Below are 26,505 nucleotides of genomic sequence, written 5' to 3'. Positions count from 1 at the left end.
CCTGTCAATCGGCAATCGGCACCAGGGCGGCGTCCTTCAGGCGGCGGCGCTGTTCCAGGAGAACGTTGGCCACGATAGCGGCCAGCACAAGAGCCCCGCCGGCGATCTGCAGGGGAGCCAGGGTCTCGTTGAGGATCAGGGCCGAGGACACGGCGGCCACGACCGGCTCGGCGCAATAGAGGATTCCGGCCGCCACGGCCGAGATGCGCCCGAGCGCCAGGAACTGCAGGACGAACCCGCCCACGTAGCCGGCGATCGTCATCGTGACGGCGAAGGGCGCGAGGGCCAGGATCGACGGGGGTGCCAATTGGCCGGTCGCGAGGCTGACGAGGATGGCGGTGGGCAGGATGATCAACTGGATCCAGAACACCTTCGCCACAACGCCGGTCCTGGTGCAGCGCGCGGCCGCGAAGAACTGGACGGCCGTCGCGATGCTGGCCCCGAACGCGAGCGCGAGGCCGCGCCAGTCGAGGTCGGAGAAGGCCGGTCCGACAACAAGGCAGACCCCGAGGGTCGCGACGGCGACGATTGCGACGAGGGCCTGCGTCAGCGGCGTCTTCTCCACGAAGGGGCTCACGAGGACGATGATGATGGGATAGGTGTAGAAGACCACAGCCGCGACCGTCACGGGAATGAAGGCGACGGACGAGAGGTAGCCGATGCCCTGGAGGGCGCTGGAAACGCCGACGAGGAGCAGCTTGCCTCGTTCCTCCCGCTCCATCGCGAGCGAGCTTCGCAGGATCGCGGCGACGAGGCCCACCAGGACGAGCATCAAAAGAACCCGGTAGACCACGATGGCCGACCCGCTCGCCCCTGTGAAGGATGCGATGCGCGCATAGACGATGTTGAAGCCGTAGAGGCCGGCCGACGTGAGGGCGAAGAGCAGGCCGTTGGCTGGAGAAGAGGAGCGGGTCATCGCGACCTTGAGGTTCAAGTCTCCGCACCGTTCGCGCGGATCGCCCGCAAAAGCAAGGGATCAGGCAAAACGCCCGGTCGATGACCGGGCGTCGCAGGACATGAGGGCGTCGCGGATCAGTTCGCGACGGATTTGGGCTTTGCGGCGGCGTCCGCCTTCTGAGGCGCCTTCGCCTTCGTGTCGGCAGGCGTCTTGTCCGCAGGCGTCTTGGCGGCCGGCTTCGAGGAGCCGGTCACCGGCTTGACCGCGACGCTGGCGCGCGGCTGATCCTTGCCTTTCGCCGTCGTCTTCACGGGCTCCTTGTCGTCGGCCTTGTCGTCCGACGCCTTGTCGGCCGCGTCCTTCGGAGCAGATCCCTTGGCTGGCGCCTTCTTGGAGGCGGTTGCCTTCTTGGTCTTCGCCTTACGGGCCTGCTCGGCGGCGTCTTCCGCGGCCGCCTGAGCGGCCAGTTCGGATTCCGAGGGAGGATTGAGCCCGATCCACACGCGCTCGGGCTCGACGGCCGTGCGGGGCCCCAGCACGGTGCGTACGGGCTTTTCCGTCGTCGCTCCGGCAAAGGCCATCACCTCGGAGGAGAACAGGTTCGGAATGTTGCTGTCGGTCTCGGCGACCGCCGGTGCATCCTCTTCCTGCGGCATCGGTCCGCGCCGGTCGCAGATGACCGGACGCATGTCCGGCGGCGTGGCATTGGCCGAAGCGGGCAGGGCCGCGAGTTCCGGATTGGTGAAGTTCACCTTGCTGCTGAAGCCGCGGTCGAACAGCTCGGCCGCCTTGATGGTGCGCTCGTTGGCCGAGGGGGCGCCGAGCACGACCGTGATGAGGTGGCGGCCGTTGCGGGTGGCGCTGGCCACCACGTTGAAGCCGGCCGAGCAGATGAACCCGGTCTTCATCCCGTCGGCCCCCGGATAGCGGCCGATGAGCCCGTTGGTGTTGCGCATGATGCGCCGGCCGAACTGTACCGCCCCGATGTCGAACAGATCCCGGTACTGGGGAAATTCCAGCAGCAGCGCCCGGGCCAGAACCGCCATGTCCCGGGCCGAGGTCTGGTTGCGGTCGTCGGGCAGGCCGTGCGGGTTGGCGAAATGGCTGCTCATCATGCCGAGACGCTGGGCATGGGCGTTCATCAGCTCGGCGAAGCCGTCGATCGAGCCGCCGATGTTTTCCGCGATGGTCGCCGCGATATCGTTGGCCGACTTCACCATCATGATCTTGAGGGCGTTGTCGAGGCGGATCTCCGTGCCGGGCTTGAAGCCCATCTTGGACGGGGGCAGGGCCGCCGCACCGTCGGTGACGGTCAGAAGCGTCTCCATGCTCATCTGGCCGGAGCGCACCTTGTCGAGCGCCACATAGGCGGTCATCAGCTTGGTGATCGAGGCCGGGTACCAGGGATCGGTTGCCCGCTCCGCGTGCAGCACGCGGCCGGATTCGAGTTCAACGACAAGAGCAGGGCCGCCGGCGGCCAGAGCCGAACCACCCATCAGGGCGGCAAGGGCAAAGGCTGTCACGCGGAGGGCTCGGCTAACGTTCATGCGGAACGACTCCTTGGCTTCGTCCAACGATAGGAGAGGATCTCGATCAAGCCCCGCCTGTCAGCTGGGCCATTTTTAGTCCCAAACCTAGACCTTGGCTAGGCTGGGTCGATTTTTGCTTGTTTGTACGCCCTTCTTAACGAAATCCGTGGCAAGAGAGTGGCAAGAGCGGCGCGGTTTGAAGATCGATATGACAACATCCCTTCTCTGGATTCCGGTGACCCTGGCCGCCGCGGCTGCTCAGACCGGACGCAACGCCACCCAGCGCCGTCTGACCGAGACGATCGGAACCGTGGGTGCCACGCAGGTCCGTTTCCTCTACGGCCTGCCTTTCGCGCTTCTGGCCCTGGTCGTGATGAACCTCGTGACGGGAGAGGTTGTTCCGGGACCGAACGCAAGCTTTTTGGCCTATGCTCTCACCGGCGCCGTCACGCAGATTCTGGCCACGGCCCTCATGCTCGCGGCCATGCGGGAGCGCGCCTTCTCGGTGGTGACCGCCTATACGAAGACGGAACCGGTACAGGTGGCCCTGTTTGGCCTGGTGCTGCTGGGGGATCACCTGACGCCCGCCATGGCGCTGGCGATCCTGGTGGCGACAGGCGGGGTTCTGCTCATGTCCGTGAAGCCGGGCACGAATCTCGCCTCGTCCGGCCCGAAGCCCGTTCTCTTCGGCCTCGCCTCGGGAGCCTTCTTCGCCCTGGCGGCGATTGGCTTTCGCGGCGCCATCCTGTCGCTCGACGGGGGCTCCGCCCTGATCCGGGCGTCCACGACCCTTGTCTGGGGCTTAGGGTTGCAGACGGTCATCCTCCTGATCTGGCTCGGGCTCTTCGACCGCAAGGCCTTGGTGGCGAGCTTCGCGGCCTGGCGACCTTCCCTTGGAGCAGGCTTCCTCGGCGCGCTCGCGTCCCAGTTCTGGTTCATCGGCTTCGCGCTCACCACGGCCGCGAACGTGCGCACCCTCGCCCTCGTCGAACTCCTCATGGCGCAGGCGGTGTCCCACCGCTTCCTGGCGCAGACGACCAGCCGGCGGGAACTGGCCGGCATGCTGCTGATCCTGGCGGGGGTCGGGCTGCTCCTGTGGGCGCAACGTTAGCTTGTCGCTGCGGCAGACGCGTGTTAATGAACATTGTTTCGTTCCTGTGACCGTGTCCGGACCTGTTCCCCATGACCGATGCCGCTGAGATCGCCCAACCCGCCTACCGCGTCCTCCAGGTCGGCGATCCGGTACCCTGGTTCAAACAGAACTCGTCCAGCAATCCGAACTACAGCTTCGATTCCGTGGCCGGGCGTTATGTCGTCCTGTGCTTCTACGGCACGGGCTCGGACAAGGTCGGGCGCGCGACCCTCGCGTCCTTTCAGGAGGAGAATCGGGATCTGTTCGACGACGACAGGATCGCGATCTTCGGCGTCAGCGTCGACCCGTCGGACGAGGCGGAAGCGCGGGCCAAGCAGATCGTCCCGGGCATCCGTCATTTCTGGGATTTCGACGGCGCCGTCGGGCGCCTCTACGGGGCGCTTCCGCGCAACAGCCCGGAGGGTCCGTCGCAGATCCCGATCCGACGCTTCTGGATGGTGCTCAATCCGACCCTGCGCGTGCGCGCCGTCTTCCCCTTCGAGCCGGACGGGAGCGACCGCCACAAGGTGATGGCCTACTTGCGGGCCCTGCCGCCGGTCGAGCGGTTCGCCGGCTTTGAGATGCCGGCGCCGGTGCTCGTCATCCCGGACGTGTTCGAGCCCGAATTCTGCCAACACCTGATCGGTCTCTACGAGCGGCATGGCGGGCAGGAATCGGGCTTCATGCGGGAAGTCGGCGGCAAGACCGTCGCGGTCCATGATCCGAACCACAAGCGGCGCAAGGATTACACGATCGAGGATGCGAACCTGATCCGGCAGGTGCAGCACCGCATCGTCCGTCGCATCAATCCGGAAATCGAGCGGGTGCATTTCTTCAAGCCCACCCGCATGGAGCGCTACATCGTCTCCTGCTACGCGGCGGAGGACGGCGGGCATTTCCGGGCGCACCGGGACAACACGACGAGCGGCACGGCCCATCGCCGCTTCGCCGTTTCCATCAATCTCAACGGCGATTTCGAAGGCGGCGAAGTCAGCTTCCCGGAATTCGGACCACGCAGCTACAAGGCTCCGCCCGGCGGGGCCGTGGTGTTCTCGTGCCCGCTGCTCCATGCGGTGTCGCGCGTCACGCAGGGCCGCCGCTTCGCCTTCCTGCCCTTCCTTTACGACGAGGAGGCGGCCAGGATCCGCGAGGCGAACAACGCCCATCTCGGCGAGGGCGTGGGGGCCTACAAGGCCTGACAGGTCTCCTCCAGGGACAGGGCGAGCGGCAGGATGGCGTCCCGCGTGAGAGGGGCGAGCGGAACGTCGCCCGGATCGCGCGGGTCGATCCAGGCGTATTCCTCGATCTCGGCCTGGCAGACGATCGCGCCGGCAAGCCTCACCGCGTAGAGGGCGGCCCGCACCTGCCGCCCTGGCTCGTTCGCCGCCGGCGCCTCGAAGAGGCCGAGGCTCGTCGCGGAGCCCGGAACGAGGCCGCAGCCGAGCTCCTCGCGCAGTTCGCGGGCGAGGGCATGCAGGTCGGCCTCGCCCGGCTCGCGCTTGCCGCCGGGCTGCATGAAGCTCTCCGTGCCGCGCTTGCGCACGAGCAGGACATGGCCGCGCCCGTCGCGTACCAGGGCGGCGACGATCTCGATCACCGCTCGCCCGCCTTGATCCATTTGTCGACCTTGGGCGGTTCATAGGCGCGCACGGCCTCGATCAGGGCGGCGGGCTCGTTCTCGACGATCAGCATCGCCCGGTGGACCGGCTTCACGAAGCCACGATCGACCACGTCGTCCAGGAAGTCGGTCAGCTTGTCGTAGAAGCCGCCCGCGTTCAGGAGCGCGCAGGGCTTGCGGTGATAGCCGAGCTGCGCCCAGGTCCAGACCTCGAACAACTCCTCGAAGGTGCCGAGCCCGCCGGGCAGGGCGACGAAGCCGTCGGCGAGCTCCGCCATCAGGGCCTTGCGCTCGTGCATGGAGCCCACCACCCGCAGATCGCTCAATCCGCCATGGGCGATCTCCTTGTCCACCAGCGCCTGCGGCATCACGCCGGTCACGTGGCCGCCCCGTCCCAGGACGGCGTCCGCCACCGTCCCCATGAGCCCCACGGAGGCGCCGCCATAGACCAGTTCGATGCCTTGGGCGGCCATAGTCTCGCCGAGGGACCGGGCTGCCTCGAGATAGACCGGGTCGTGGCCGCTGCTGGAGCCGCAGAAGACACACAGTCGCATGGGATCGTCCTTCCTGATTCGCGTCACGGATCGATGAACGACAGGTCTGCGCCGAGCTCAAGGCCTGGAAGCAGGTTGAGGCCTTGAGCTCGGCGCAGACCTGCCATCGCCTGCCCGACTTGCTGAAAGCCGCAAAGAGGGCCACCTTGTCGTCCAACAAGACAATCCCCGAGGAGACATCCATGACCGCCTGCATCGTCGGCTGGGCTCATACCCCGTTCGGCAAGCTCGACACCGAGACCGTCGAGAGCCTGATCGTCCGCGTCGCCAACGAGGCGCTGGACCATGCGGGGCTCCAGCCCGAGGACGTGGACGAAGTGGTGCTCGGCCATTTCAACGGCGGCTTCTCGGCCCAGGACTTCACCGCCTCCCTGGTGTTCCAGGCCAGCGACAAGTTCCGCTTCAAGCCGGCGACCCGGGTCGAGAATGCCTGCGCGACCGGCTCGGCGGCCGTGCATCAGGCGATCAAGACCATCGAGGCGCGGCGCGCCCGGACCGTGCTGGTGGTCGGCGTAGAGCAGATGACGACGACGCCCGGCCCCGAGATCGGCAACATCCTGCTCAAGGCCTCCTATCTGCCCGAGGACGGCGGCACGCCGGGCGGGTTCGCCGGCGTGTTCGGCAGGATCGCCGGCACCTACTTCCAGCGTTACGGCGACCAGTCCGACGCCCTGGCGCTGATCGCGGCCAAGAACCACAGGAATGGCGTCGACAATCCCTATGCGCAGATGCGCAAGGATCTGGGCTTCGATTTCTGCCGCGCCGAGAGCGAGAAAAATCCGTACGTGGCCGGTCCCCTCAAGCGCACCGACTGCTCGCTCGTGTCCGACGGCGCCGCCGCCCTGGTGCTGGCCGATACCGAGACGGCGTTGCGGATGAAGCGCGCGGTGGCCTTCCGGGCGACGGCCCACGCGCAGGATTTCCTGCCCATGTCGAAGCGCGACATCATCGAGTTCGAGGGCTGCGCGGAAGCCTGGCGGCGCGCGTTGTCTCAAGCGGGTATCCAGCTCACGGATCTGTCCTTTGTCGAGACCCACGACTGCTTCACCATCGCGGAGCTCATCGAATACGAGGCCATGGGCCTGACCCCGCGCGGCCAGGGCGCGACGGCCGTCAAGGAAGGCTGGACGAACCGCGACGGCAGGCTGCCGGTGAATCCCTCCGGCGGCCTCAAGGCCAAGGGCCATCCCATCGGCGCCACCGGCGTCTCCATGCATGCGCTCTCGGCCATGCAGCTCTGCGAGGAGGCCGGCGGCATCCAGGTGAAGAACCCGGTGCTCGGCGGCGTCTTCAACATGGGCGGGGCCGCGGTGGCGAACTACGTGAGCGTGCTCGAGCGGATCAAATGACGAAGCCGCACGGCTTCGTCATCACCGGACTTGACCCGCTGATCCCATCTGCTTGAGGCGCTGCGCTTCACCGGATCGGGATGGCCGGGTCAGGGCCGGCCATGACAAGCCAGCGGCTTTCGCTTATTCTCCCGGCGCCTTGGCCTGGATGGCCAGGGCGTGCAGGCCCCGGTCGAAGGCGCCTTTCAAGGTGTCGTTGACGAGCCGGTGACGCTCGACCCGGCTCTTGCCGGAAAAGGCCTCCGACACGATATAAACCTGGAAATGAGTTTCTCCGCCCTCTCGCCAGCCGGCGTGGCCGTGGTGCTTTTCTGATTCGTCCGTGACGGTCAGTTCGGCCGGCTGCAGGCTGTCCTGCAAAGTCCGTGTGATCCAGTGCTGAAGGGTCATGCTGATTTGTAAACCTTTTTGAACGGGTCTGCGGCGAAAAGCGTTCAGGCCTTGGCTCAAGGCCCCAAGCCACTCATAATCGCTGAATCATGGATCTCAACTCGCCTCTTTTCGACCGCATCCGGATCAAGCCTTCCTGCGAGGAACCGCAGGAGGCCAAGGGACCCGTGTGCGAGCACCCCTCCTGCAAGGCGGCAGGGGAATTCCGCGCGCCCAAGGGGCGTGACCGGGAGGGCCAGTACTGGCGCTTCTGCCTCCAGCACGTGCGCGAATACAACGCCTCCTACAATTACTTCGCCGGCATGTCCGACTCGGCCGTGGCCGCCTTCCAGAAGGATTCCATCATCGGCCATCGCCCGACTTGGACCATGGGCATGAACGCCTCCGGCCAGAGCGAGGAGCAGGGCGCCAAGGCGGAGCCGCGGGACTGGGGCTATTTCGATCCCCTCGGCATTCTCAAGGGCGAGGATTTCACCCAGGCCAGGACCAGCCGGGCGCGGCCCGAGCCGAAGCGGCCGCGCCATACGGGAGCGGTGCGCCGGGCCCTCGACATCCTGGGCCTCGACGAGACCGCCGACGGCCCCACCATTAAGGCCCAGTACAAGGCCCTGGTGAAGCGCTTTCACCCCGACGCGAACGGGGGCGACCGTTCCTTCGAGGAGCGCCTGCGCGACATCATCAAGGCGCACGACGCCCTCAAGACCGCCGGCCTGTGCTGAACCGATACCGCTTCAGGCAAAGCTGCTAGGCGCATTAGGAAATTGCGCCATTCCGTCATGGAGGTTAAGAAGCCCATGACATTTGAGAGACACCCTTCAAAGACCGAGAGGCCCCTATGACGGCACATACCGAGACAGCGACCCTTCTGCCTGACATGAAGGTGTCCGTGCGACAGGTCTTCGGCATCGACTCGGATCTGGAAGTTCCCGCTTTCTCGCAGGCCGAGGGGCACGTGCCCGATCTCGATCCCGACTACCTGTTCGACCGGGACACGACGCTGGCGATCCTGGCGGGCTTCGCGCGCAACCGCCGCGTCATGATCACGGGCTATCACGGCACCGGCAAGTCGACCCATATCGAGCAGGTGGCCGCCCGCCTCAACTGGCCCTGCGTGCGCGTGAACCTGGACAGCCACGTGTCGCGCATCGATCTCGTCGGCAAGGACGCGATCGTGCTGCAGGAGGGCAAGCAGGTCACGGCCTTCCAGGACGGCATCCTGCCCTGGGCGCTGCAGAACAACGTGGCCCTCGTGTTCGACGAATACGACGCCGGCCGCCCGGACGTGATGTTCGTGATCCAGCGCGTGCTCGAGCAGTCGGGCAAGCTCACGCTCCTCGACCAGAAGCGCGTGATCCGGCCTCACCCGGCCTTCCGCCTCTTCGCCACGGCCAACACCGTGGGTCTCGGCGACACCTCGGGCCTCTATCACGGCACGCAGCAGATCAACCAGGGCCAGATGGACCGCTGGTCCATCGTCACGACGCTCAACTACCTGCCGCACGACAAGGAGGTGGACATCGTCCTCTCCAAGGCGAAGCACTACCAGGAGGATGCGTCCGGCCGGGACATCGTCAACAAGATGGTGCGCGTGGCCGACCTCACCCGCTCGGCCTTCATGAACGGCGATCTCTCGACGGTCATGAGCCCGCGCACGGTGATCACCTGGGCGGAGAACGCCGAGATCTTCGGCGACACGGGCTTCGCCTTCCGGGTCACCTTCCTCAACAAGTGCGACGAGCTCGAGCGCGCCCTCGTGGCGGAGTTCTACCAGCGCTCCTTCGGCAAGGAACTGCCGGAGAGCGCCGTGAACATGGTGCTGAGCTAATCGACGATCGGGCATCCTCATCGTGAGGAGCAGAGCCTCTCGAAGGACGAGGATGCCGGGTCGGGGGATTTCTGGAAGCGCTCGCGTCCGTCGAGACGGCCCTCGGCCTCCTCGGGACAAGGGCTTATCGGAAGCGACAGGCAAAGATGTCCATCTCGAACCGCAAGCCGGGTGAGAAGAAGGAAGCGCCGGCGGAGCCGCTGAAGCGCTCCATCGCCGGCACCATGAAGGCGATCGCCCGCAAGCCCGATCTCGAGGTCGCCTTCGCGTCCGACCGTCCGGTGCTCATGGGTCAGGACAAGGCGCGCCTGCCGGAGCCGCCCCGGCGGCTGACCGCGCAGGACGTGGCGGTTCTGCGCGGCAATGCCGACGCCATGGCGCTCCGCCTCGCCTGCCACGACACCACCTTGCACCGGAAGCTCGCCCCCGAGGGCCAGGCCGCCCGGGCCGTGTTCGACGCGGTCGAGCAGGCGCGCGTGGAATCCATCGGCTCCCGGCGCATGGCCGGCATCTCGTCCAACATCTCGGCCATGCTGGAGGACCGCTACCACCGCGGCGGCAAATACGAGGAGATCACCGATCGGGCCGACGCACCCCTGGAGGACGCCCTCGCTCTCCTGGTGCGCGAGCGCCTGACCGGCGCGAAGCCGCCGGCCTCCGCGGCCAAGATCGTCGATCTCTGGCGCGCCTTCATCGAGGATCGCGCCGGACGCGACCTCGATGGCCTGCTGAAGAACATCGAGAACCAGCGCAGCTTCGCCCGCTCGATCCGCGACCTGCTCTCCTCCCTCGACATGGCCGACGAGTCGGCGCTCGACTCCGAGGATGAGGAGAACGAGGACGATAGCGAGTCCGAGGAGCAGGAACAGCAGGGTGAGGGTGAATCCGAGCAGGAGAGCCAGGGCGATCGCGCCGAGGTGGAAATCAGCGAGGATTCGAGCGACGAAATGGAGGATGGTGCCACGGAGGAGGCCGACGGTCCTTCCGGCGAGCTGCCCGAGGAATCCGAGGAGGCGGATTCGGAGGATGCCGGCGAATCCTGGCGTCCGCCCTCCCGTTCCAACGAGGCGCGGGGGCCCGACTACAAGGCCTATACCCCAAAATTCGACGAGATCATCCACGCGGAAGACCTCTGCGACGCGGACGAGCTGACGCGCCTGCGCGCCTATCTCGACAAGCAGCTCGCTCATCTCCAGGGGGTGGTGGGGCGCCTGGCCAACCGCCTGCAGCGCCGCCTGATGGCGCAGCAGAACCGGTCCTGGGAGTTCGACCTCGAAGAGGGCGCCCTCGATCCGGCGCGCCTGCCGCGCATCGTCATGGACCCGTTCCAGCCCCTGAGCTTCAAGCAGGAACAGGACACCAACTTCCGCGACACGGTGGTGACGCTCCTCCTCGACAATTCCGGCTCCATGCGCGGGCGCCCGATCACCGTCGCGGCCACCTGTGCGGACATTCTCGCCCGCACCCTGGAGCGCTGCGGCGTGAAGGTCGAGATCCTCGGCTTCACCACTCGGGCCTGGAAGGGCGGGCAGGCCCGCGAGACTTGGCTGCAGAACGGCAAGCCGGCCAATCCCGGCCGCCTGAACGACCTGCGCCACATCATCTACAAGTCGGCGGACGCGCCCTGGCGCCGTGCGCGCAAGAATCTCGGCCTGATGATGCGCGAGGGCCTGTTGAAGGAGAACATCGACGGCGAGGCCCTCGACTGGGCGCACAAGCGTCTGCTCGGACGGCCCGAGCAGCGGCGCATCCTGATGGTGATCTCGGACGGCGCGCCGGTGGACGACTCGACCCTCTCGGTCAATCCCGGCAACTACCTCGAGCGGCATCTGCGTTTCATCATCGAGGAGATCGAGACCCGCTCACCCGTGGAGCTCATCGCCATCGGCATCGGCCACGACGTGACGCGCTACTACCGCCGCGCCGTGACCATCGTGGACGCGGAGGAGCTCGGCGGCGTCATGACCGAGAAGCTCGCCGAGCTGTTCGAGGAGAATGCCGGCCCGCCGGCCAGAGGTGCTTCCAGGGGCGCGCCCCGCCGTAGAGCCGTCGCTTGAGGCTCACCCGTCGCGGCTTCCTGACCGGTGCGGGCGCTGCCGCGGCGACGCTCGCCTGCACGGGCGTCGCCCTGGCGCAGCGCCCGCAGGCCTTCCGGGGCGCCACGCCCATCGACGTGGAGGCGAGGCCGATCGGCAGGCTCTCCACCACCGATCCGGATCGCAGCCGCTTCGGGGCCCTGATGTTCCGCTCCGGGGTCGCTCTGCGCTCGCCGGTGACGGCCTTCGGCGGCTTCTCCGGCCTGTGGCGCTCGGCGAGCGGCCAGGACATCGTCGCGCTGGCCGACAATGCGCAGGTTCTCAAAGCCCGGATCGAGACGTCGGACGGACGGCTGTCGGGCCTGTCCGGCCCGGTGCTCTCGCCTCTGATCCTGGGCAACGGCGTTCCCTTGAGGCGCTCGCGCTACTACGACACGGAGAGCCTCGCGCTTGCCGGCAATGCCGCCTATGTGGGCGTCGAGCGCAACCATGCGGTCATCCGGTTCGAGCGGACGGCGACGGGAAGCATCATCCGTGGCGTGCCCATTCCCGTGCCGAAGGAACTGCGGGACCTGCCGAGCAACGGCGGCCTGGAAGCCCTCGGCGTCGCGCCCCAGCGCTCGCCCCTGAACGGGGCCCTCGTGGGGATCGCGGAGGGCGGCAGCGGCTTCATCCTCACGGGGCCGCGGCAGGGCGCCTTTCAGATTGCCCTTTCGGACGGCTACAACGTCACCGATCTCGCGTTCCTGCCCGATGGCGATGCGGTGATCCTGGAGCGCCGCTTCTCGCTCTTCGGCGGCTTCGGCTGCCGTCTCCGCCGCATCGAGGCAGGTGCATTCAAGGCCGGCGCCAGCGTGGACGGCGACATCCTCTACGAGAGCGAAGCCTCGCATCAGATCGACAACATGGAGGGGCTCGCCGTCCATCGGGACAGCGGCGACATCGTCCTGTCCCTGATTTCCGACGACAATTTCAGCTCCCTGCAGAGAACCGTGCTGCTCGAATTCGCGCTTGCGGTCTGAGCTGTCGGCGACCCTGCCTTCCGCAAGGGCAATTGCCATTTTTCTCACCAATCTTTGCCTGCCTCTATCCCTTCGTCTCGCTTGAAGCCCTAGGTTTTAGGCAACTAAGCTTCCTTTCTGCGGGCCCGGCGCCAATTGTTGCGCCGGGTGTCCGCCTCGAAAGGCTTGAGGAGATCCGGTGGCGGCACAGGCGATCTTCGACGAAATGAGCGGCCATGACGGCCGCAGCCGGGATGCCTATCGCATTCTTCAGGACTGGCTGAAATCGGCGCCGCCGCAACTGCTGGAACACCGCCGCGAGGAGGCGGAGCTCTTCTTCCGCCGGGTCGGCATCACCTTCGCGGTCTACGGCAATACGGAGGCCGAAGAGCGGCTGATCCCCTTCGACATCATCCCGCGCATCCTGTCGGGCCAGGAATGGACCCGCCTCGCCCGTGGCCTCGAGCAGCGGGTCAAGGCGCTCAACATGTTCCTCAAGGACATCTATGGCGCGCGCGAGATCCTGCGCGCCGGGATCGTGCCGCCGGAACTCGTCTATCTCAATCCGTATTACCGCCCGCAGATGCATGGATTGTCCCTGAACAGCGACATCTACGTGCAGGTGGCGGGAATCGATATCGTCCGGGTCGACGACCAGGACTTCTACGTGCTTGAGGACAACCTGCGCACGCCCTCCGGGGTCTCCTACATGCTGGAGAACCGGGAGGTGATGATGCGCCTCTTCCCCGAACTCGTGGGCATGCAGCGCATCCGGCCGATTGAGAACTACGTCGACGAGCTCCTGGGCACCCTCAAATCCGTCGCGCCGGCGAGCTCCCCCTGGGACCCGACCGTCGTTCTCCTCACACCGGGATCCCTCAACTCCGCCTATTACGAGCACAGCTTCCTGGCCGACCGCATGGGCGTGGAACTGGTCGAGGGACGCGACCTCTTCGTGCGCGACGAGATGGTCTACATGCGCACGACCGAAGGGCCCAAGCGCGTCGACGTGATCTATAGCCGCATCGACGACGACTTCCTCGACCCGCTGGTGTTCCGGCCCGATTCCGCCCTCGGCGTGCCGGGCCTGATCGCCGCCTACCGGGCCGGCAACGTGGCCATCGCCAATGCGCCCGGAACGGGAGTGGCCGACGACAAGGCCATGTACTCCTACGTGCCCGACATCGTGCGCTTCTACATGGGCGAGGAGCCGATCCTGAAGAACGTGCCGACCTGGCGCTGCCGCGAGCAGGACTCGCTCTCCTACGTGCTCGACAACCTGCACGAGCTCGTCGTGAAGGAGGTCAACGGTTCGGGCGGCTACGGCATGCTGGTGGGCCCGCATGCGACCGCGGAAGCGCGCGAGCATTTCAAGGGTCGGATCCTGGCCAGCCCCGACAACTACATCGCCCAGCCGACGCTCGCCCTGTCGACGAGCCCGATCTTCACCGAGAAGGGGCTGGCGCCCCGGCACGTGGATCTGCGCCCCTTCGTCCTGACCGGGCGCGACGGCGTCAGGCTGGTGCCGGGCGGTCTGACCCGGGTGGCCCTGACGGAGGGCTCGCTCGTGGTCAATTCGAGCCAGGGCGGCGGGACCAAGGATACCTGGGTGTTGAGTGAATGAGCCGGAGCGTTTCTCGTGCTGAGCCGTGATGCCGACAGCCTCTTTTGGCTCTCCCGCTACGTGGAGCGGGCCGAGAACACGGCCCGCATCCTCGATGTCGCCTACCGCATGGCGTCGATGCCGATCTCCTACAACGGCGTCGAGACCAACGAATGGGAATCCGCCCTGATCACTGCCGGCGGGATCGACCAGTTCCGCGCCGTCCACGGAGAGGCGACGCCCGAGAACGTGATCGAGTTCCTGGCCTTCTCCGAGGCCAATCCGTCGAGCATCCAGTGCTGCTTCGACACGGCCCGGCAGAATGCCCGCTCCGTGCGCTCGGCGCTCACCTCCGAGATGTGGGAGGCGATCAATTCCGCCTGGCTCGATCTGCGCCGCTACAAGGCCCGGTCGATCAACGTGGAGGACCTCCCCCGCTTCCTGAACCTGGTGAAGGAGGCGTCCCTGCGCTATGACGGCTCCGCCATGCGCACCATGCTGCGCAACGACGCGTACTGGTTCTCGCGCCTTGGCCTCTACATCGAGCGCGCCGATAACACCGCGCGGGTGCTGGACGTGAAGTATCACGTGCTCCTGCCGCAGGATGCGGCAGTGGGCGGGGGCATCGATTACTACCAGTGGGCGGCCATTCTGCGCTCGGTCTCGGCGCTGGTGAGCTATCAATGGGTCTATCACCAGAACCTGAGGCCCTGGCTGGTGGCGGATCTCCTGATCCTGCGCGAGGAGATGCCGCGGTCGCTGGCCGCCTGCTATGCCGCGCTCTCACGCCATCTCGACGACATCTCCCACCGTTACGGCACGTCGGGATCGGCGCAGCGTCAGGCGCGGGCCACTCATGCCCGGCTGGCGAACCAGAACATCGAGGACATCTTCCAGCACGGGCTGCACGAGTTCCTGCAGGAGTTCCTTGCCGAGAACAACCGCCTCGGACACGCCATCACGAACCAGTATCTGTGCTGACCCATGCGCATCCGAATCACCCACGAGACGGTCTATCACTACAGCGAGCCCGCCAAGTCGGCGATCCAGCTCCTGCGTCTGACCCCGCGGGGTTCCGACAACCAGACGGTCCTGTCCTGGACCATCGACATGGACGGCGACGGACGGCTGATGCGCCGGGAGGACTGGTACGGCAACATCGTCCACAGCCTGTCGGTCTCGGGTCCCGTGAGCCAGATCACCCTGCGCGTGGCCGGCGAGGTCGAGACCACGGACACGGCCGGCCTCGTCCGGGGAGGGGTCGAGCGCTTCCCGGAGCTCTTCTATCTGCGGGAGACGCCGCTGACCCGGCCGGACGCCGCCTTGCGCGAATTCGCCGGGCTCACGGCCGGCCGCTTCACCAATCCGCTCGACCAGGCCCACGCGCTCATGAACGCCATCCCCGAGCGCCTGCGCTTCGACACGCAGGCGACGAGCGCCGCGACCGCAGGCGCGGATGCCTTTGCGGCCGGCCACGGGGTCTGCCAGGACTTCACCCACGTGTTCCTGAGCGCCGCCCGCCTCTTGCGGATCCCGGCCCGCTACGTGTCCGGCTACCTGCACAAGCCCGGCGAGACCGAGCAGGAGGCGGGGCATGCCTGGGCCGAGGCCCATCTCCCGGATCTCGGCTGGGTGAGCTTCGACCCGGCAAACGCCGTTTCCGCAACGGAACACTACGTCAGATTGGCCATCGGGCTCGATTATCTTGATGCGGCCCCGGTTCGAGGAAGCTATTACGGAATCACCCGTGAAGCGCTCGACGTTCGTCTGAGGATCGAAAGCGCCCGTCAAGCACAGGCGTGAGAATGGCCTCGACAGCGCAGCAACTCGACCAGAAGGCCCCTGGAGGAACCCCCATGACGTACTGTGTCGGCATCCTGGTGCGGGATGGTCTCGTCGTGATCGCCGATACGCGCACGAATGCGGGCGTCGACAACATCGCGACCTTCCGCAAGCTGCACCTGTTCGAGAGGCCCGGCGAGCGCATCATCACCCTGGCGACGGCCGGCAATCTGTCGGCGAGCCAGTCGGTCCTGTCCCTGTTGAGCGACGGACTCGAAAATCCCGAAACCGGCGCCGTCGAGACGCTTCTGACGGTGCCCAGCATGTTCAAGGCCGCCCAGCTCGTCGGCCGCGCCATCCGCCAGGTCTACGAGGTCGACGGGGTCGAGATCGAGAAGCGCCAGATGACCTTCGACGTCACCATGCTGCTCGGCGGGCAGATCGGCGCCGCGCCCATGCGGCTCTACCAGATCTATTCCGCCGGCAACGCCATCGAGGCGACCATCGACACGCCCTTCCTGCAGATCGGCGAGCCCAAATACGGCAAGCCGATCCTGGACCGCGCGATCTCCCACGGCACCAGCCTCGTGGAGGCCTTGAAGCTCGGCCTCATCTCGATGGATTCGACCCTGAAGTCGAATCTCGGCGTCGGCCTGCCGATCGACATCGTGGTGGCCAAGCGCGATGCCCTGAAAACCCAGATCACCTACCGGATCCAGGAGGACGAGCCCTATTTCCGGGATCTGCGCGAGCGCTGGTCGGCCGCCTTGCGCGCGGCCCATCAGGCCATCCCGCATCCGCCCTATGCGGAAGAGGTCCTCTGATCGCAGGTCATCGCCGGGGCCGCCGGCCCGGCTGTCCGAGGGCGGAAGGTCGCTTCCGCGACGAGGGCTCGGCTCCTCCAGGCCCGGTGATGTCTCAGGCCGTCTGATGGTGGTGCTTCGCCTCGGAGCGCATGAGCCGCAGGACCGCTCCGTAGGGGGCGATCGCGATTGCAGCGAGCGAGAGCTTCACCAGATAGTCGGCCACGGCCAGATTTGCCCAGGGCAGGGCGATGCATTGATCCGCGATGCCAACCTGGCCGAGCGCGTCGCTGATGGTGAGGCCGAGGCCGGGCACCACGCCGCAATAGAAGGCGAACGAGAAGAAGATCGCCGTGTCGAGGCCCGACGAGATCACCGAGGATACGAAGGGCGGCATCCACCAGGCATGGCCGCGCAGGCGGAAGAAGATCTGGATGTCGAGAAGCTGGGCCACCAGGAAGGCCGCCCCCGACGCGATGGCGATGCGCGGCGACGCGAGAACGACCGAGAGCAGCACGGCCAGGACGAACCCGGCATAGACCACCCGGCGGGCGCCCTTGGGGCCGAAGCGCCGGTTCGACAGGTCGGTGACCAAGAACGAGAACGGGTAGCTGAAGGCGCCCCAGGTCAGGTAATCGCCCAGGCCCAGATGCTGGAAGGGATACTGGACCAGGATGTTCGACGAGAGAACGATCAGGGTCATCGCCGTCAGGGCGATGAGGAAGTCGCGGCGGTCGAGCTTGGTCATGGCAGGATCTTCCCGGGACGGCAGCTAAGCCATTGAAGCAATGCAAAACGGGCGGCCTCAAGGCCGCCCGCAACGCAGATCTGATCGGCGGACCGAAAGATTAGCTCGCGGCGGCGAGCTTCTTCTCGATCTCGCGCTTCACCGCCAGGGCGGTGGTGGAGAGCTCGTCAGCCTTGGCCTTGGCCAGGAAGGCGTCGAGGCCGCCGCGGTGCTCGACCGAGCGGAGCGCATTGGCGGAGACGCGCAGGCGCACGGAGCGCTGCAGGGTGTCAGACTGGAGCGTGACGTTGCAGAGGTTCGGCAGGAACTTCCGCTTCGTCTTGCGGTTCGAGTGGCTCACCAGGTGGCCACTCAGCACGGCCTTGCCGGTCAGTTCGCAACGGCGCGACATGGGTTCAATCCTATTCGTCTATGAAGGGTCGCGACCCTGAATTCGCGGGTTTGCCTGATCGCAGATCCCACGCGGCCGGACACCAGAAGTCCTTGGAAGGTGCGAGCCTATAGGCCAAAAACGGGGCGGACGTCAAGAATAGTGCGACGCCGCATCTCGTTTTTTTAGAGCACCATGGTCATTATCTATTCCGTATCTCGTGCGATGCAACGGAATAGACTGTCGGAAAAGCCTTATGCGCCTCATCGCCTCAGCTCTCGTGACCCTGACCTTGGCCGGATCGGCCTCGCTCGCGCAAGCCCAGAGCCCGCAGGGTCAGACCCTGAAGGTGAGCTATGACATCACCCTGGCGGGCCTTCCCTTGGGCAAGGCCGACCTGTCCTCGTCCTTCAACGGGGCGAAATACGCGATGGAAGGGCGGGCGAAGCTGACGGGGCTCGCCATGATCCTGACCGGCGGCAAGGGCGAGGCCAATGCGTCCGGCACCCTGGCCGGAGACGCGCCGCCCCGCTCGACCAGCTTCGCGGTGATCTCCAGGACCTCCGACAATCAGCGCAGCGTCCGCATGGGGCTGAAGAGCGGCCGGGTGGCCAAGGTCGAGATCGATCCGCCCCTCGAGCCCAAGCCCGACCGGGTCCCGGTCAAGGCGGCCGACAAGCGCGACGTGGTCGACCCCATGAGCGCGCTGCTCATGCCGGCCGTGGCCTCCAAGAGCCTCACCGACCCGGCCAATTGCGACCGGACCCTCCCGGTCTTCGATGGGGCTTCCCGGATGAACGTGGTCCTGTCCTATGCGGAAACGAAGACGGTCGAGATGGCGGGCTATTCCGGGCCCGTCCTCGTCTGCAATGCCCGCTATGTGCCGATTTCCGGTCACCGGAGCGAACGGCCGGCCACGAAATTCATGCAGGAAAACAAGGACATGTCCGTTTGGCTGGCGCCCGTCGAGGGGCCGCGCCTGCTCTTTCCGCTCAAGATCTCGGTCCGCACCATGATCGGCATGGGCGAACTGCAGGCCTCTCTCTGGTCGCTGGACGACGGCAAATCTTCCGCGCCCGACCGAAAGGCCGAGACATCCGGGGAGACCGTCAAGGCCGAGGCCGTGCCGTAAGCCGGGGCAGATCCAGATCCTGCTCAAGTCCTGAAAATCCCATGGACATTTCCTGAAAATCCCCTGGACATTCGCGCCGGTCCGGGTAGCGAAAGCAGCCTCTTGCCCCATATAAGGGGTTAACCGCAGCCCGCCGCTTGGGACCGAGGCTGCTTTGTAGAGAAGGCTCCCGGCGCCGGTCTCCGGTCCTAAAGCCTCTCGGCTCTCACTCCGGGACCTTTCCGATTACCCGTCATCAAGGCATGGCCCGTCGTTCCCTTCCCCCGCAGGCGCGCTCGCGCGGCGTGACCGCCGTGCTCGGCCCCACCAACACCGGCAAGACCCACCTGGCCATCGAGCGGATGCTCGGTCACGACAGCGGCATGATCGGCCTGCCCCTGCGTCTGCTCGCCCGGGAGGTCTATAACCGCGTGGTGGAGAAGGCGGGCCACCACAACGTGGCGCTGATCACGGGCGAGGAGAAGATCAAGCCGGACCGGCCGCGCTACTGGATCTCCACCGTCGAGGCCATGCCGCGGGATCTCGACTTAGCCTTCGTGGCCGTGGACGAGATCCAGCTCGCCAGCGATCTCGACCGGGGGCACGTCTTCACGGACCGGCTCCTCAACCAGCGCGGGCGCGAGGAGACGCTTCTCATCGGCTCGGCCACCATGCGGCCGCTCATCGAGGCTCTGATCCCGGGCGTCCACGTGGTTACGCGGCCGCGCCTGTCGAAGCTCTCCTTCGCGGGCGAGAAGAAGGTCTCGCGCCTGCCCCGCCGCTCGGCCATCGTGGCCTTCTCGGCCGAGGAGGTCTACGGCATCGCCGAGCTGATCCGCCGCCAGAGCGGGGGCGCGGCCGTGGTGCTGGGGGCGCTCTCGCCCCGGACGCGCAACGCCCAGGTCGAACTCTACCAGAACGGGGACGTGGACTACCTGATCGCCACCGATGCCATCGGCATGGGGCTCAATCTCGACGTGGACCATGTGGCGTTCGCGTCCGACAAGAAGTTCGACGGGTTCCAGTTCCGCAAGCTTAACAACCCCGAACTCGCCCAGATCGCCGGCCGAGCCGGCCGCTACATGCGCGACGGAACCTTCGGGTCCACGGGCCGCTGCCCGCCCTTCGATGCCGAAACCGTCGAGGCGCTCGAAAACCACACCTTCGATCCGATCCGCATCCTGCAATGGCGCAACCCCGACCTGGATTTCTCGTCCCTCGTCCGTCTGCGCGATTCGCTCGGGGTGCAGCCGCGGGAGCACGGCCTTGTGCGGGCGCCCACGGGCGAGGACGCGACGGCCCTCGAGGTCCTGTCGCGGGAAGACGACATCAAGGCCATGTCCCGCTCCCAACATGCCGTGGAGCGTCTTTGGCAGATCTGCCAGGTGCCGGATTACCGGAAGGTTTCTCCGCAGACCCATGCGGATCTCGTCGGCCAGCTCTATCGTTTCCTCATGAAGGACGGGGCCATCCCGGCCGACTGGTTTGCCCGCCATCTGTCCGCCATGGACCGGACCGATGGGGATATCGACACCCTCTCCAACCGCATCGCCCAGGTCAGGACCTGGTCCTTCGTCGCTAACCGTCCCGACTGGTTGAAGGATCCAGAGCATTGGCAGGATGTTGCGCGTCAGGTAGAGGACAAGCTATCGGATGCGCTCCATGAACGCCTCGCCCAAAGGTTCATCGACCGGAGGACGAGCGTTCTCATGCGGCGCTTGAGAGAGAAAACGATGCTCGAAGCGGAAATCACGACCACCGGCGACGTCAATGTCGAGGGTCAGCACATCGGTCACCTGCACGGCTTCCATTTCGTGCCCGATCCCCAGGCTGACACGACGGAGGCCAAGACCCTGCGCAACGCAGCCAGCAAGGCCCTGGCCGGCGAGATTGAGGCACGGGCGGACCGGTTCGCCGAGACGCCGGACGCCATGCTCGTGCTGTCGAACGACGGTACCATCCGGTGGATGGGCGACCCGGTGGCCAAGCTGGAGGCCGGCGACAAGCTGTTCGAGCCCAGGGTGCGTATCCTCTCGGACGAGCACCTCACGGGTCCGGCCCGGGACAAGGTCGACACCCGCCTGCGCGCATGGCTGAAGGCCTATGTGGTCCGCCTGCTCGGGCCGCTGCAGCAGCTCGAGGACAGCACGGAGCTCACGGGCCTGGCCCGCGGCATCGGGTTCCAGATCGGCGAGGCCCTGGGCGTGCTCGAGCGCGCGAAGGTTCTCAACGACGTGCGCAGCCTCGACCAGGACGCCCGCGGCGCCCTGCGCAAAGCGGGGGTCCGGTTCGGTGCCTATCATCTCTACCTGCCGGCCCTTCTGAAGCCTGCGCCCCGCGTCCTGGCGACCCAGCTCTGGGCGCTGCAGAACGGCGGCCTCGAGCAGAAGGGCATCGACGAGATCGCCCATCTCGCCCAGTCCGGCCGCACCTCGATCCCGGTCGACGCCGAGATCGCCCACGGCCTCTACCGGGCCGCAGGCTTCCGCGTGCTGGGCGGCCGCGCCGTGCGCGTCGACATCCTGGAGCGCCTGGCCGACCTGATCCGTCCGGCCATGGCCTATCGGCCCGGGATCACGCCCGGCGAGCCGCCGGCCGGCACCGCCGATGGGGAAAGCTTCGTCCCGACCGTGTCCATGACGTCGCTCGTGGGCTGCGCGGGCGAGGACTTCGCCACGATCCTCAAGTCCCTCGGCTATGTGATGGAGCGTCGTCCCGGCCCGGCCATCACGGTGCCGTTGGTCGAGGCCCCGAAGGCCGTCGAGCCGCAGGCACCTGCCACGAGCGAGACTGCCGCTCCGGCCGAGCAGACGCCCGCCGAAGAGGCGCCCGCCGAGGCGTCCGAAGCAGCCGTCGGAACGGAGGAGATCGGCGCTGTCGCCGTAGCAGAACCCGACGCGAGCGTCTCGGCGCAGGAACTAGCGACGAGCGCCGCCGAGGCCATGGCCTCGCCCGAGGGTCAGGCTCTGGCGCCCGACGAGGCTGCGTCTGCCGAAATCCCCGCCGAGGTCTCTGCCGAGGTCTCTTCCGAAGTTCCGGCTGAGACCCCCGCCGAACCCGAGATGATCGAGGTCTGGCGCCAAGGCCGGCGCCACCACGAGGGCGGCCACGCCCGTCACGGCCGCGACGCCCGCGGCGGACGGCACGAGCGCGGCGACCGTCAGGATCGCGGCGACCGGCGTCCACGCCATGGCGATGCCCAGGGCGACCAGGCCGGCGAGCGCCGTCCCCGTCCCGAACGCCGCGAGGCGCAAGGGGAGGGCGGCCGGCCGCAGAACCGTCCGCCGCGCGGCCCGGGCCGCGGGGAGGAGCGCCGCGGGCCGCGTCCCGACAAGCGCCCCGACAACCGCCGCGAAGGCGGTCACGAGCGCCGCGAGAAGCAGCCGGACCCGAACTCGCCCTTCGCCAAGCTGATGGCCCTCAAGGCTCAGCTCGAGGACAGCAAGAAGTGAGGGCATGACGCGCATGCGTGAGGACCGGCAGCGGCTCGACAAGTGGCTGTGGTTCGCGCGCTTCGCGAAGACCCGGACGCTTGCCGCCAAGCTGGTGACGAGCGGCTTCGTCCGGCTCAACGGCCAGCGCACGGACAATGCCGCCAAGGCGGTGGCCGTCGGTGACGTGGTAACCGTTGCGCTGCCCCGGACCACCGTCGTGGTCCGGGTCGAGAGCCTGGGCGACCGCCGGGGTCCTGCAACGGAAGCAAGGCAGCTCTACATAGATCTCAACCAGGACAACGCAGCGCTTGTCAGCAACCCCGACAACCGCTAGAGCGGCGGCGCGTTGTTCTCATCTTCCAGAAGACCTTCGAAGGACCGTTCATGACCTACGTCGTCACTGAAAATTGCATCAAGTGCAAATACATGGACTGCGTCGAGGTTTGTCCGGTCGATTGCTTCTACGAGGGCGAGAACATGCTCGTCATCCACCCCGACGAGTGCATCGACTGCGGCGTCTGCGAGCCGGAATGCCCGGCTGAGGCCATCAAGCCGGATGCGGAGCCCGGCCTCGAGCAATGGCTGAAGCTCAACGCCGACATGGCCAAGAACTGGCCCAACATCACCATCAAGAAGGATCCGCCCGGCGACGCGAAGGAATTCGACGGGGTGGCGGGCAAGTTCGAGACGTATTTCTCGGCCAATCCGGGTGACGGCGACTAGGGGCTCGACCCGGATTAGCGGGGCCTCGGGAGGGCCCCGGCCGCTCTTTTCTGAGAACGAATCGTTCGAAGCGGGAAACCGGAACCGCTTTGCCGGACGCTGCGTCAGTGTTCCGGCGCGGCCCGAAACGGGCGCTCTTTACGCTATCTGTTGGAATATTTTTGCTTTTTCGGCCGGACTGTGATAGGGTCCGCAAATGCCGTCGCTTGCGCTCAAGCCGTGCACCGTCTCCGCAGACCGGCGGTTCACATAATGAAGCAAAGATTCGCGTCCTTTGACTTAAGGGAGCGTTGCTGCCTTGGTCAAGGGTATGAGCGTTTGTAGCCGCTGGCTTACATCAGGGAGACGAGCGGAATAGTCAAGTTCCGCGACACTCGAATCCTATCCTCGTTCCCCTGGGACCCTGCCCGGTGGAACCAAAGCTTCCTCGCTGCCAAGCGAGGACCATGCAAGGAGGCCTCTCTCGCATGACAACCGCCAAGAAGTCCGCCCCGCGCCTTGGGTTCAAGTCCGGTGAAGCGATCGTCTATCCCGCTCACGGTGTCGGCCGCATCACGGCCATCGAAGAGCAGGAGATCGCTGGTTTCAAACTGGAGCTGTACGTGGTCTCCTTCGACAAGGACAAGATGGTCCTTCGGGTTCCGACCGGTAAAGCCTCCAGTGTCGGCATGCGCAAGCTTGCCGAGCCGGCCCTGGTCCAAAAGGCCCTGGACGTTCTGACGGGTCGTGCCCGCGTGAAGCGCACCATGTGGTCGCGTCGCGCTCAGGAATACGAGGCCAAGATCAATTCCGGCGATCTGATCGCCGTGACCGAGGTCGTGCGCGATCTCTACCGCTCCGAGGCCCAGCCCGAGCAGTCCTACAGCGAGCGCCAGCTCTATGAATCCGCTCTGGATCGTGTCGTGCGCGAAATCGCCGCCGTGAACAAGATCACCGACACGGAAGCCCTCAAGCTGATCGAGCAGAGCCTTGCCAAGTCGCCGCGCCGTGCCAAGGGCGCCGAGGCCGACGGCGAGGGCGAGGGTGACGATCTTCAGGAAGAAGCCGCCTGATCGGAGGCTCCCCCTAGTGTTCGAAAAAGCCCGGCCTTTGCCGGGCTTTTTTGTGTCCGGATGCCTTGTTTTTCATCAGCAGGAATCTATTTCGCAAAACTTGGCTGTTGGAAGTGAACTTTTCGCGGCCTCGCTCGTTGTGTCTCTGCCAAGGGAGAGCACACAATGGGAGAAATCTCAGGGGTTCGCCGCCGGTTCGTCCGCGCAGCCATGAATGCACCTTTTCTCGAAAGGGAAGAGGAGCATCTTCTTGCCGTGCGCTGGAAAGAGAACCGCGATGAAGCAGCACTTCATCAACTGACTGCTGCCCATATGCGCCTCGTCATCGCGCTGGCAGCCCGTTTCCGGCACTATGGCCTGCCCATGGCCGATCTCGTTCAGGAAGGCCATGTGGGTCTTCTCGAAGCCGCCGCCCGGTTCGAGCCCGAACGGGAAGTCCGCTTCTCGACCTATGCGACTTGGTGGATCCGTGCCTCCGTGCAAGATTACATCCTTCGCAATTGGTCAATCGTTCGCGGCGGAACGAGTTCCGCCCAGAAGGCACTTTTCTTCAATCTGCGCCGCCTGCGTGCCCGCCTGACCCGTGGCGGCGAGGAGCGCATCTCGTCCGACGTGCACGCGAAGATCGCCGAGGCGATCGGCGTTTCCAAAGCGGACGTCGCTCTCATGGATGCCCGCCTGTCCGCACCCGACACGTCCCTCAATGCGCCGGTCCTGGACGCGGATCCGGGCAACTCCGCCGAGCGCGTCGAGTTCCTCGTCGACAACAGCCCGCTGCCGGACGAGAGCGTCAGCGACGTGATCGACACCGAGCGCCGCGTGCGCTGGCTGCAGCAGGCGCTCGAGGTTCTCAACGAGCGCGAATTGCGGATCCTGCGGGCCCGCCGTCTCGACGATGAGCAGGTAACCCTGGAATTTCTGGGCGACAGGCTCGGGATCTCCAAGGAGCGAGTCCGTCAGATCGAGAACCGGGCTCTGGAAAAGCTCAAGCGCGCCCTGGTGGAAAAGTACCCCCAGGCCTCCGGCGCCTTCGTCTGACGGCTCCGGGTTCGCACACAATGCACGCGGCGAGGTGGTCACCGCCTCGCCGCTTTCCTTTCAAGATCCGGAAAGTCTACTCCACGACGACCTTGTAGCGCTCGCCCACCTTCAGGGCGTCGTTCCTGTCGAGCCCGTTGAGGAGCTGGAATTTCTCGAGCGCCCGGTCGACCGGCATCCGGGCGGCCAGGGACTGGGCCGTGTCGCCGCGCTGGGCCGTGATGATCTGGAGCTTCAGCGGCCTGATCCGGCGAGCCTCGTCAGGCTGCACCTGCCGGACGCTGTTCAGGGTCTGCTGGAAGATGGCCTCCAGGTCTCCCCTGTTGCCGCGGGTCGCCATGATGAGCCGGTAGGTGGTGCTGCCGATCCGGATGGCCGAGAGGCGGAAGGTCCATTCCTTGCCGTTCGACAGGGCGGTGACCACCGGCAGGCCGTTCACCATCCCGGTGGTCAGGGTGCCGGGTTCGAGCGTGTCCGTCCAGGTGGAGCGCAGCACATCCTCGAGGCTCTGCCCCTCCGGCGTGTCGGCCGCATCGAACAGGAGACGGCGCTCGCTGTCGCCCGAGGCGCCTAGCACGGCCTGGGAGGTGTTCTCCAGGGTGAAGCCCTCCGGCGCCTCGAAGGCGACGCCGAGCCGCGAATGGATGAAGCGGCGGCCCTTCACGACGCCGTCGGCCGGGTCGTCCCCATAGGCGAGCCCATCGAGGGCCCCCAGATAGGCGAGGCGTCCGGTCTCGCCGGTGCCCTGCATGCCCGTGCGCCGCGCCGCCTGAAGCGACCGGGCCACCCGGTCGTCCGTGCGCGGGTGCGAGGCGTTCCGCTCCGCGGTCGAACTGTCGGAACTCGTGCCCGAGCGTCCCAGGGCGGTCAGGAAGCGAGAGGCTCCGTAGGGATCGAATCCGGCCCGGGCCAGCACCTTAACGCCGGTCTGGTCCGCCTCGAGCTCCTGGGCGCGGGAGAAGCTTGCCAGGGTCGAACGGGCCTGGCTCTGCGCCACGGCGGCCTCCTCGGCGTCGTTCAGCACGTTCTCGGCCACGCGCTCGATCAACTCGGAGCGGGCCTGCAGTTCGCTCCGCTGGGACGCGTGGCGTAGGGTCACGTGGGCGATCTCATGGGACAGCACGGCCGCCACCTCGGACGTGTCGTTGGCGAGCGCCAGAAGCCCGCGGGTCACGTAGAGGCGCCCGTTGGGCAGGGCGAAGGCATTGACCACGGGCGAGTTCAGGATCGTCACCTGGAAGGCCTCATCGGGCCTGTCGGTGGCCATGACGAGCCGGTTCGTCACGTCAGTGAGCATCTGCTGGAGCTGGGGCGCCCGTCCTTCGCCCCCGAACGCCCTCACGAGCCTGATATGGTCCCGGTCCCTGTCCGGGCCGATCACCCGGGGTGCGTTGGCGGGCAGCGAAACGTCCCCGCCGAAGCCGGTGCAGCCTGCAAGCATGGCGCCGAGCATGATGGTCGCGAGACCTCTGAAGCTACCTGTCGGACGTGTGATGCTCATGCTCGTTC

At 66.4% G+C, this 26,505-nt stretch carries 25 protein-coding genes; 17 read left to right on the top strand and 8 right to left on the bottom strand.

Annotation, left to right across the window (positions count from 1 at the left end; translation table 11 throughout):
• Nucleotides 1–4: 4 nt before the first annotated feature.
• A complete protein-coding gene (locus KBI52_RS28460) occupies nt 5–916 on the bottom strand; it encodes a DMT family transporter (protein ID WP_173948099.1) in 912 nt (303 codons plus the stop codon).
• 116 nt (nt 917–1,032) lie between these two features.
• Complete coding sequence (locus tag KBI52_RS28455) at nt 1,033–2,445, bottom strand: D-alanyl-D-alanine carboxypeptidase family protein (RefSeq protein WP_210812451.1); 1,413 nt, start codon at nt 2,443–2,445, stop codon at nt 1,033–1,035.
• 190 nt (nt 2,446–2,635) lie between these two features.
• Here KBI52_RS28455 and KBI52_RS28450 point away from each other — a divergent pair, with 190 nt between their 5' ends.
• Together KBI52_RS28450 and KBI52_RS28445 are read left to right on the top strand one after the other, a co-directional pair.
• Nucleotides 2,636–3,538 (top strand): DMT family transporter, encoded by a 903-nt coding sequence (locus KBI52_RS28450; RefSeq protein WP_173948101.1) that lies wholly within the window; start codon nt 2,636–2,638, stop codon nt 3,536–3,538.
• Nucleotides 3,539–3,609: 71 nt separating this feature from the next.
• On the top strand, nt 3,610–4,758 hold the full coding sequence (locus KBI52_RS28445) for a 2OG-Fe(II) oxygenase (protein WP_210812450.1): 1,149 nt from the start codon (nt 3,610–3,612) through the stop codon (nt 4,756–4,758).
• Here the strand turns inward: KBI52_RS28445 and KBI52_RS28440 are convergent.
• Together KBI52_RS28440 and KBI52_RS28435 are read right to left on the bottom strand one after the other, a co-directional pair.
• A complete protein-coding gene (locus KBI52_RS28440; protein WP_259060434.1) occupies nt 4,746–5,156 on the bottom strand; it encodes an NUDIX domain-containing protein in 411 nt (136 codons plus the stop codon). The two genes, KBI52_RS28445 and KBI52_RS28440, sit on opposite strands and share 13 nt — an antisense overlap.
• Nucleotides 5,153–5,731: a TIGR00730 family Rossman fold protein gene (locus tag KBI52_RS28435; RefSeq protein ID WP_173948104.1), complete on the bottom strand. Its 579-nt coding sequence runs from the start codon at nt 5,729–5,731 to the stop codon at nt 5,153–5,155. The genes KBI52_RS28440 and KBI52_RS28435 overlap by 4 nt, the downstream gene beginning before the upstream one ends.
• 182 nt (nt 5,732–5,913) lie before the next feature.
• Here KBI52_RS28435 and KBI52_RS28430 point away from each other — a divergent pair, with 182 nt between their 5' ends.
• Nucleotides 5,914–7,080 (top strand): acetyl-CoA acetyltransferase, encoded by a 1,167-nt coding sequence (locus tag KBI52_RS28430; RefSeq protein WP_210812449.1) that lies wholly within the window; start codon nt 5,914–5,916, stop codon nt 7,078–7,080.
• A 123-nt stretch (nt 7,081–7,203) separates the two neighbouring features.
• On the opposite strand, the gene KBI52_RS28425 is transcribed toward KBI52_RS28430, so the two are convergent.
• Nucleotides 7,204–7,470, bottom strand: coding sequence for a BolA family transcriptional regulator (locus KBI52_RS28425; RefSeq protein ID WP_173948159.1), 267 nt, complete (start codon nt 7,468–7,470; stop codon nt 7,204–7,206).
• 89 nt (nt 7,471–7,559) lie between these two features.
• Between KBI52_RS28425 and KBI52_RS28420 the strand changes: the two genes are divergently transcribed.
• The 8 genes from KBI52_RS28420 (at nt 7,560) to KBI52_RS28385 (ending at nt 16,541) form a co-directional block, all read left to right on the top strand.
• The gene (locus KBI52_RS28420) at nt 7,560–8,189 is read left to right on the top strand and encodes a J domain-containing protein (protein ID WP_173948106.1); all 630 of its coding nucleotides are present in this window, start codon (nt 7,560–7,562) and stop codon (nt 8,187–8,189) included.
• A 116-nt stretch (nt 8,190–8,305) separates the two neighbouring features.
• Entirely contained in the window at nt 8,306–9,295 is a 990-nt protein-coding gene (cobS, locus tag KBI52_RS28415; RefSeq protein ID WP_173948107.1) for a cobaltochelatase subunit CobS, read from the top strand.
• Between the two features lie 146 nt (nt 9,296–9,441).
• Complete coding sequence (cobT, locus tag KBI52_RS28410; protein WP_173948108.1) at nt 9,442–11,352, top strand: cobaltochelatase subunit CobT; 1,911 nt, start codon at nt 9,442–9,444, stop codon at nt 11,350–11,352.
• Nucleotides 11,349–12,353 (top strand): esterase-like activity of phytase family protein, encoded by a 1,005-nt coding sequence (locus tag KBI52_RS28405; protein WP_173948109.1) that lies wholly within the window; start codon nt 11,349–11,351, stop codon nt 12,351–12,353. The genes cobT and KBI52_RS28405 overlap by 4 nt, the downstream gene beginning before the upstream one ends.
• Nucleotides 12,354–12,558: 205 nt before the next feature.
• Entirely contained in the window at nt 12,559–13,956 is a 1,398-nt protein-coding gene (locus tag KBI52_RS28400; protein ID WP_173948160.1) for a circularly permuted type 2 ATP-grasp protein, read from the top strand.
• Between the two features lie 15 nt (nt 13,957–13,971).
• A complete protein-coding gene (locus KBI52_RS28395; RefSeq protein ID WP_173948110.1) occupies nt 13,972–14,916 on the top strand; it encodes an alpha-E domain-containing protein in 945 nt (314 codons plus the stop codon).
• 3 nt (nt 14,917–14,919) lie between these two features.
• Complete coding sequence (locus tag KBI52_RS28390) at nt 14,920–15,738, top strand: transglutaminase family protein (protein ID WP_173948111.1); 819 nt, start codon at nt 14,920–14,922, stop codon at nt 15,736–15,738.
• Between the two features lie 53 nt (nt 15,739–15,791).
• Nucleotides 15,792–16,541, top strand: a complete 750-nt coding sequence (locus KBI52_RS28385; protein WP_173948112.1) for a peptidase — start codon at nt 15,792–15,794, stop codon at nt 16,539–16,541.
• 94 nt (nt 16,542–16,635) lie between these two features.
• On the opposite strand, the gene KBI52_RS28380 is transcribed toward KBI52_RS28385, so the two are convergent.
• Nucleotides 16,636–17,268: a queuosine precursor transporter gene (locus KBI52_RS28380; protein WP_173948113.1), complete on the bottom strand. Its 633-nt coding sequence runs from the start codon at nt 17,266–17,268 to the stop codon at nt 16,636–16,638.
• Between the two features lie 100 nt (nt 17,269–17,368).
• Nucleotides 17,369–17,659, bottom strand: a complete 291-nt coding sequence (rpmB, locus tag KBI52_RS28375) for a 50S ribosomal protein L28 (RefSeq protein ID WP_173948114.1) — start codon at nt 17,657–17,659, stop codon at nt 17,369–17,371.
• A gap of 235 nt (nt 17,660–17,894) precedes the next feature.
• Here rpmB and KBI52_RS28370 point away from each other — a divergent pair, with 235 nt between their 5' ends.
• The 6 genes from KBI52_RS28370 to KBI52_RS28345 all read left to right on the top strand — a co-directional run bounded on the left by KBI52_RS28370 (nt 17,895) and on the right by KBI52_RS28345 (nt 24,996).
• Nucleotides 17,895–18,770: a DUF3108 domain-containing protein gene (locus KBI52_RS28370; RefSeq protein WP_210812448.1), complete on the top strand. Its 876-nt coding sequence runs from the start codon at nt 17,895–17,897 to the stop codon at nt 18,768–18,770.
• 242 nt (nt 18,771–19,012) lie between these two features.
• Entirely contained in the window at nt 19,013–22,201 is a 3,189-nt protein-coding gene (locus KBI52_RS28365) for a helicase-related protein (RefSeq protein WP_210812447.1), read from the top strand.
• 13 nt (nt 22,202–22,214) lie between these two features.
• Nucleotides 22,215–22,517 (top strand): RNA-binding S4 domain-containing protein, encoded by a 303-nt coding sequence (locus KBI52_RS28360; protein ID WP_173948161.1) that lies wholly within the window; start codon nt 22,215–22,217, stop codon nt 22,515–22,517.
• A gap of 50 nt (nt 22,518–22,567) precedes the next feature.
• Nucleotides 22,568–22,906, top strand: coding sequence for a ferredoxin FdxA (gene fdxA, locus KBI52_RS28355; protein WP_173948117.1), 339 nt, complete (start codon nt 22,568–22,570; stop codon nt 22,904–22,906).
• Nucleotides 22,907–23,373: 467 nt separating this feature from the next.
• Entirely contained in the window at nt 23,374–23,958 is a 585-nt protein-coding gene (locus KBI52_RS28350; RefSeq protein ID WP_173948118.1) for a CarD family transcriptional regulator, read from the top strand.
• A 165-nt stretch (nt 23,959–24,123) separates the two neighbouring features.
• A complete protein-coding gene (locus tag KBI52_RS28345; protein WP_173948119.1) occupies nt 24,124–24,996 on the top strand; it encodes an RNA polymerase factor sigma-32 in 873 nt (290 codons plus the stop codon).
• A 76-nt stretch (nt 24,997–25,072) separates the two neighbouring features.
• Here the strand turns inward: KBI52_RS28345 and KBI52_RS28340 are convergent, their stop codons facing one another.
• Nucleotides 25,073–26,497: a M48 family metalloprotease gene (locus tag KBI52_RS28340; protein ID WP_173948120.1), complete on the bottom strand. Its 1,425-nt coding sequence runs from the start codon at nt 26,495–26,497 to the stop codon at nt 25,073–25,075.
• Between the last annotated feature and the right edge of the window lie 8 nt (nt 26,498–26,505).

The organism is Microvirga sp. HBU67558, assembly GCF_018069605.1.
Taxonomy (GTDB): Bacteria; Pseudomonadota; Alphaproteobacteria; order Rhizobiales; family Beijerinckiaceae; genus Microvirga; species Microvirga terrae.
The sequence above is the reverse complement of the archived record's forward strand: the minus strand, read 5'-3'. Positions and strand labels throughout refer to the sequence as shown.

What these genes read in the sequence shown, in the direction of transcription:
- KBI52_RS28400 (WP_173948160.1), top strand. Translation starts at nt 12,559, where the DNA reads ATGAGCGGCCATGACGGCCGCAGCCGGGATGCCTATCGCATTCTTCAG.
- KBI52_RS28450 (WP_173948101.1), top strand. Translation starts at nt 2,636, where the DNA reads ATGACAACATCCCTTCTCTGGATTCCGGTGACCCTGGCCGCCGCGGCT.
- KBI52_RS28425 (WP_173948159.1), bottom strand. Translation starts at nt 7,470, where the DNA reads ATGACCCTTCAGCACTGGATCACACGGACTTTGCAGGACAGCCTGCAG.
- rpmB (WP_173948114.1), bottom strand. Translation starts at nt 17,659, where the DNA reads ATGTCGCGCCGTTGCGAACTGACCGGCAAGGCCGTGCTGAGTGGCCAC.
- KBI52_RS28385 (WP_173948112.1), top strand. Translation starts at nt 15,792, where the DNA reads ATGACGTACTGTGTCGGCATCCTGGTGCGGGATGGTCTCGTCGTGATC.
- KBI52_RS28340 (WP_173948120.1), bottom strand. Translation starts at nt 26,497, where the DNA reads ATGAGCATCACACGTCCGACAGGTAGCTTCAGAGGTCTCGCGACCATC.
- KBI52_RS28370 (WP_210812448.1), top strand. Translation starts at nt 17,895, where the DNA reads ATGCGCCTCATCGCCTCAGCTCTCGTGACCCTGACCTTGGCCGGATCG.
- KBI52_RS28365 (WP_210812447.1), top strand. Translation starts at nt 19,013, where the DNA reads ATGGCCCGTCGTTCCCTTCCCCCGCAGGCGCGCTCGCGCGGCGTGACC.
- KBI52_RS28435 (WP_173948104.1), bottom strand. Translation starts at nt 5,731, where the DNA reads ATGCGACTGTGTGTCTTCTGCGGCTCCAGCAGCGGCCACGACCCGGTC.
- KBI52_RS28430 (WP_210812449.1), top strand. Translation starts at nt 5,914, where the DNA reads ATGACCGCCTGCATCGTCGGCTGGGCTCATACCCCGTTCGGCAAGCTC.
- KBI52_RS28345 (WP_173948119.1), top strand. Translation starts at nt 24,124, where the DNA reads ATGGGAGAAATCTCAGGGGTTCGCCGCCGGTTCGTCCGCGCAGCCATG.
- KBI52_RS28390 (WP_173948111.1), top strand. Translation starts at nt 14,920, where the DNA reads ATGCGCATCCGAATCACCCACGAGACGGTCTATCACTACAGCGAGCCC.
- KBI52_RS28445 (WP_210812450.1), top strand. Translation starts at nt 3,610, where the DNA reads ATGACCGATGCCGCTGAGATCGCCCAACCCGCCTACCGCGTCCTCCAG.
- fdxA (WP_173948117.1), top strand. Translation starts at nt 22,568, where the DNA reads ATGACCTACGTCGTCACTGAAAATTGCATCAAGTGCAAATACATGGAC.
- KBI52_RS28360 (WP_173948161.1), top strand. Translation starts at nt 22,215, where the DNA reads ATGCGTGAGGACCGGCAGCGGCTCGACAAGTGGCTGTGGTTCGCGCGC.
- KBI52_RS28380 (WP_173948113.1), bottom strand. Translation starts at nt 17,268, where the DNA reads ATGACCAAGCTCGACCGCCGCGACTTCCTCATCGCCCTGACGGCGATG.
- cobT (WP_173948108.1), top strand. Translation starts at nt 9,442, where the DNA reads ATGTCCATCTCGAACCGCAAGCCGGGTGAGAAGAAGGAAGCGCCGGCG.
- KBI52_RS28420 (WP_173948106.1), top strand. Translation starts at nt 7,560, where the DNA reads ATGGATCTCAACTCGCCTCTTTTCGACCGCATCCGGATCAAGCCTTCC.
- KBI52_RS28350 (WP_173948118.1), top strand. Translation starts at nt 23,374, where the DNA reads ATGACAACCGCCAAGAAGTCCGCCCCGCGCCTTGGGTTCAAGTCCGGT.
- KBI52_RS28455 (WP_210812451.1), bottom strand. Translation starts at nt 2,445, where the DNA reads ATGAACGTTAGCCGAGCCCTCCGCGTGACAGCCTTTGCCCTTGCCGCC.
- cobS (WP_173948107.1), top strand. Translation starts at nt 8,306, where the DNA reads ATGACGGCACATACCGAGACAGCGACCCTTCTGCCTGACATGAAGGTG.
- KBI52_RS28460 (WP_173948099.1), bottom strand. Translation starts at nt 916, where the DNA reads ATGACCCGCTCCTCTTCTCCAGCCAACGGCCTGCTCTTCGCCCTCACG.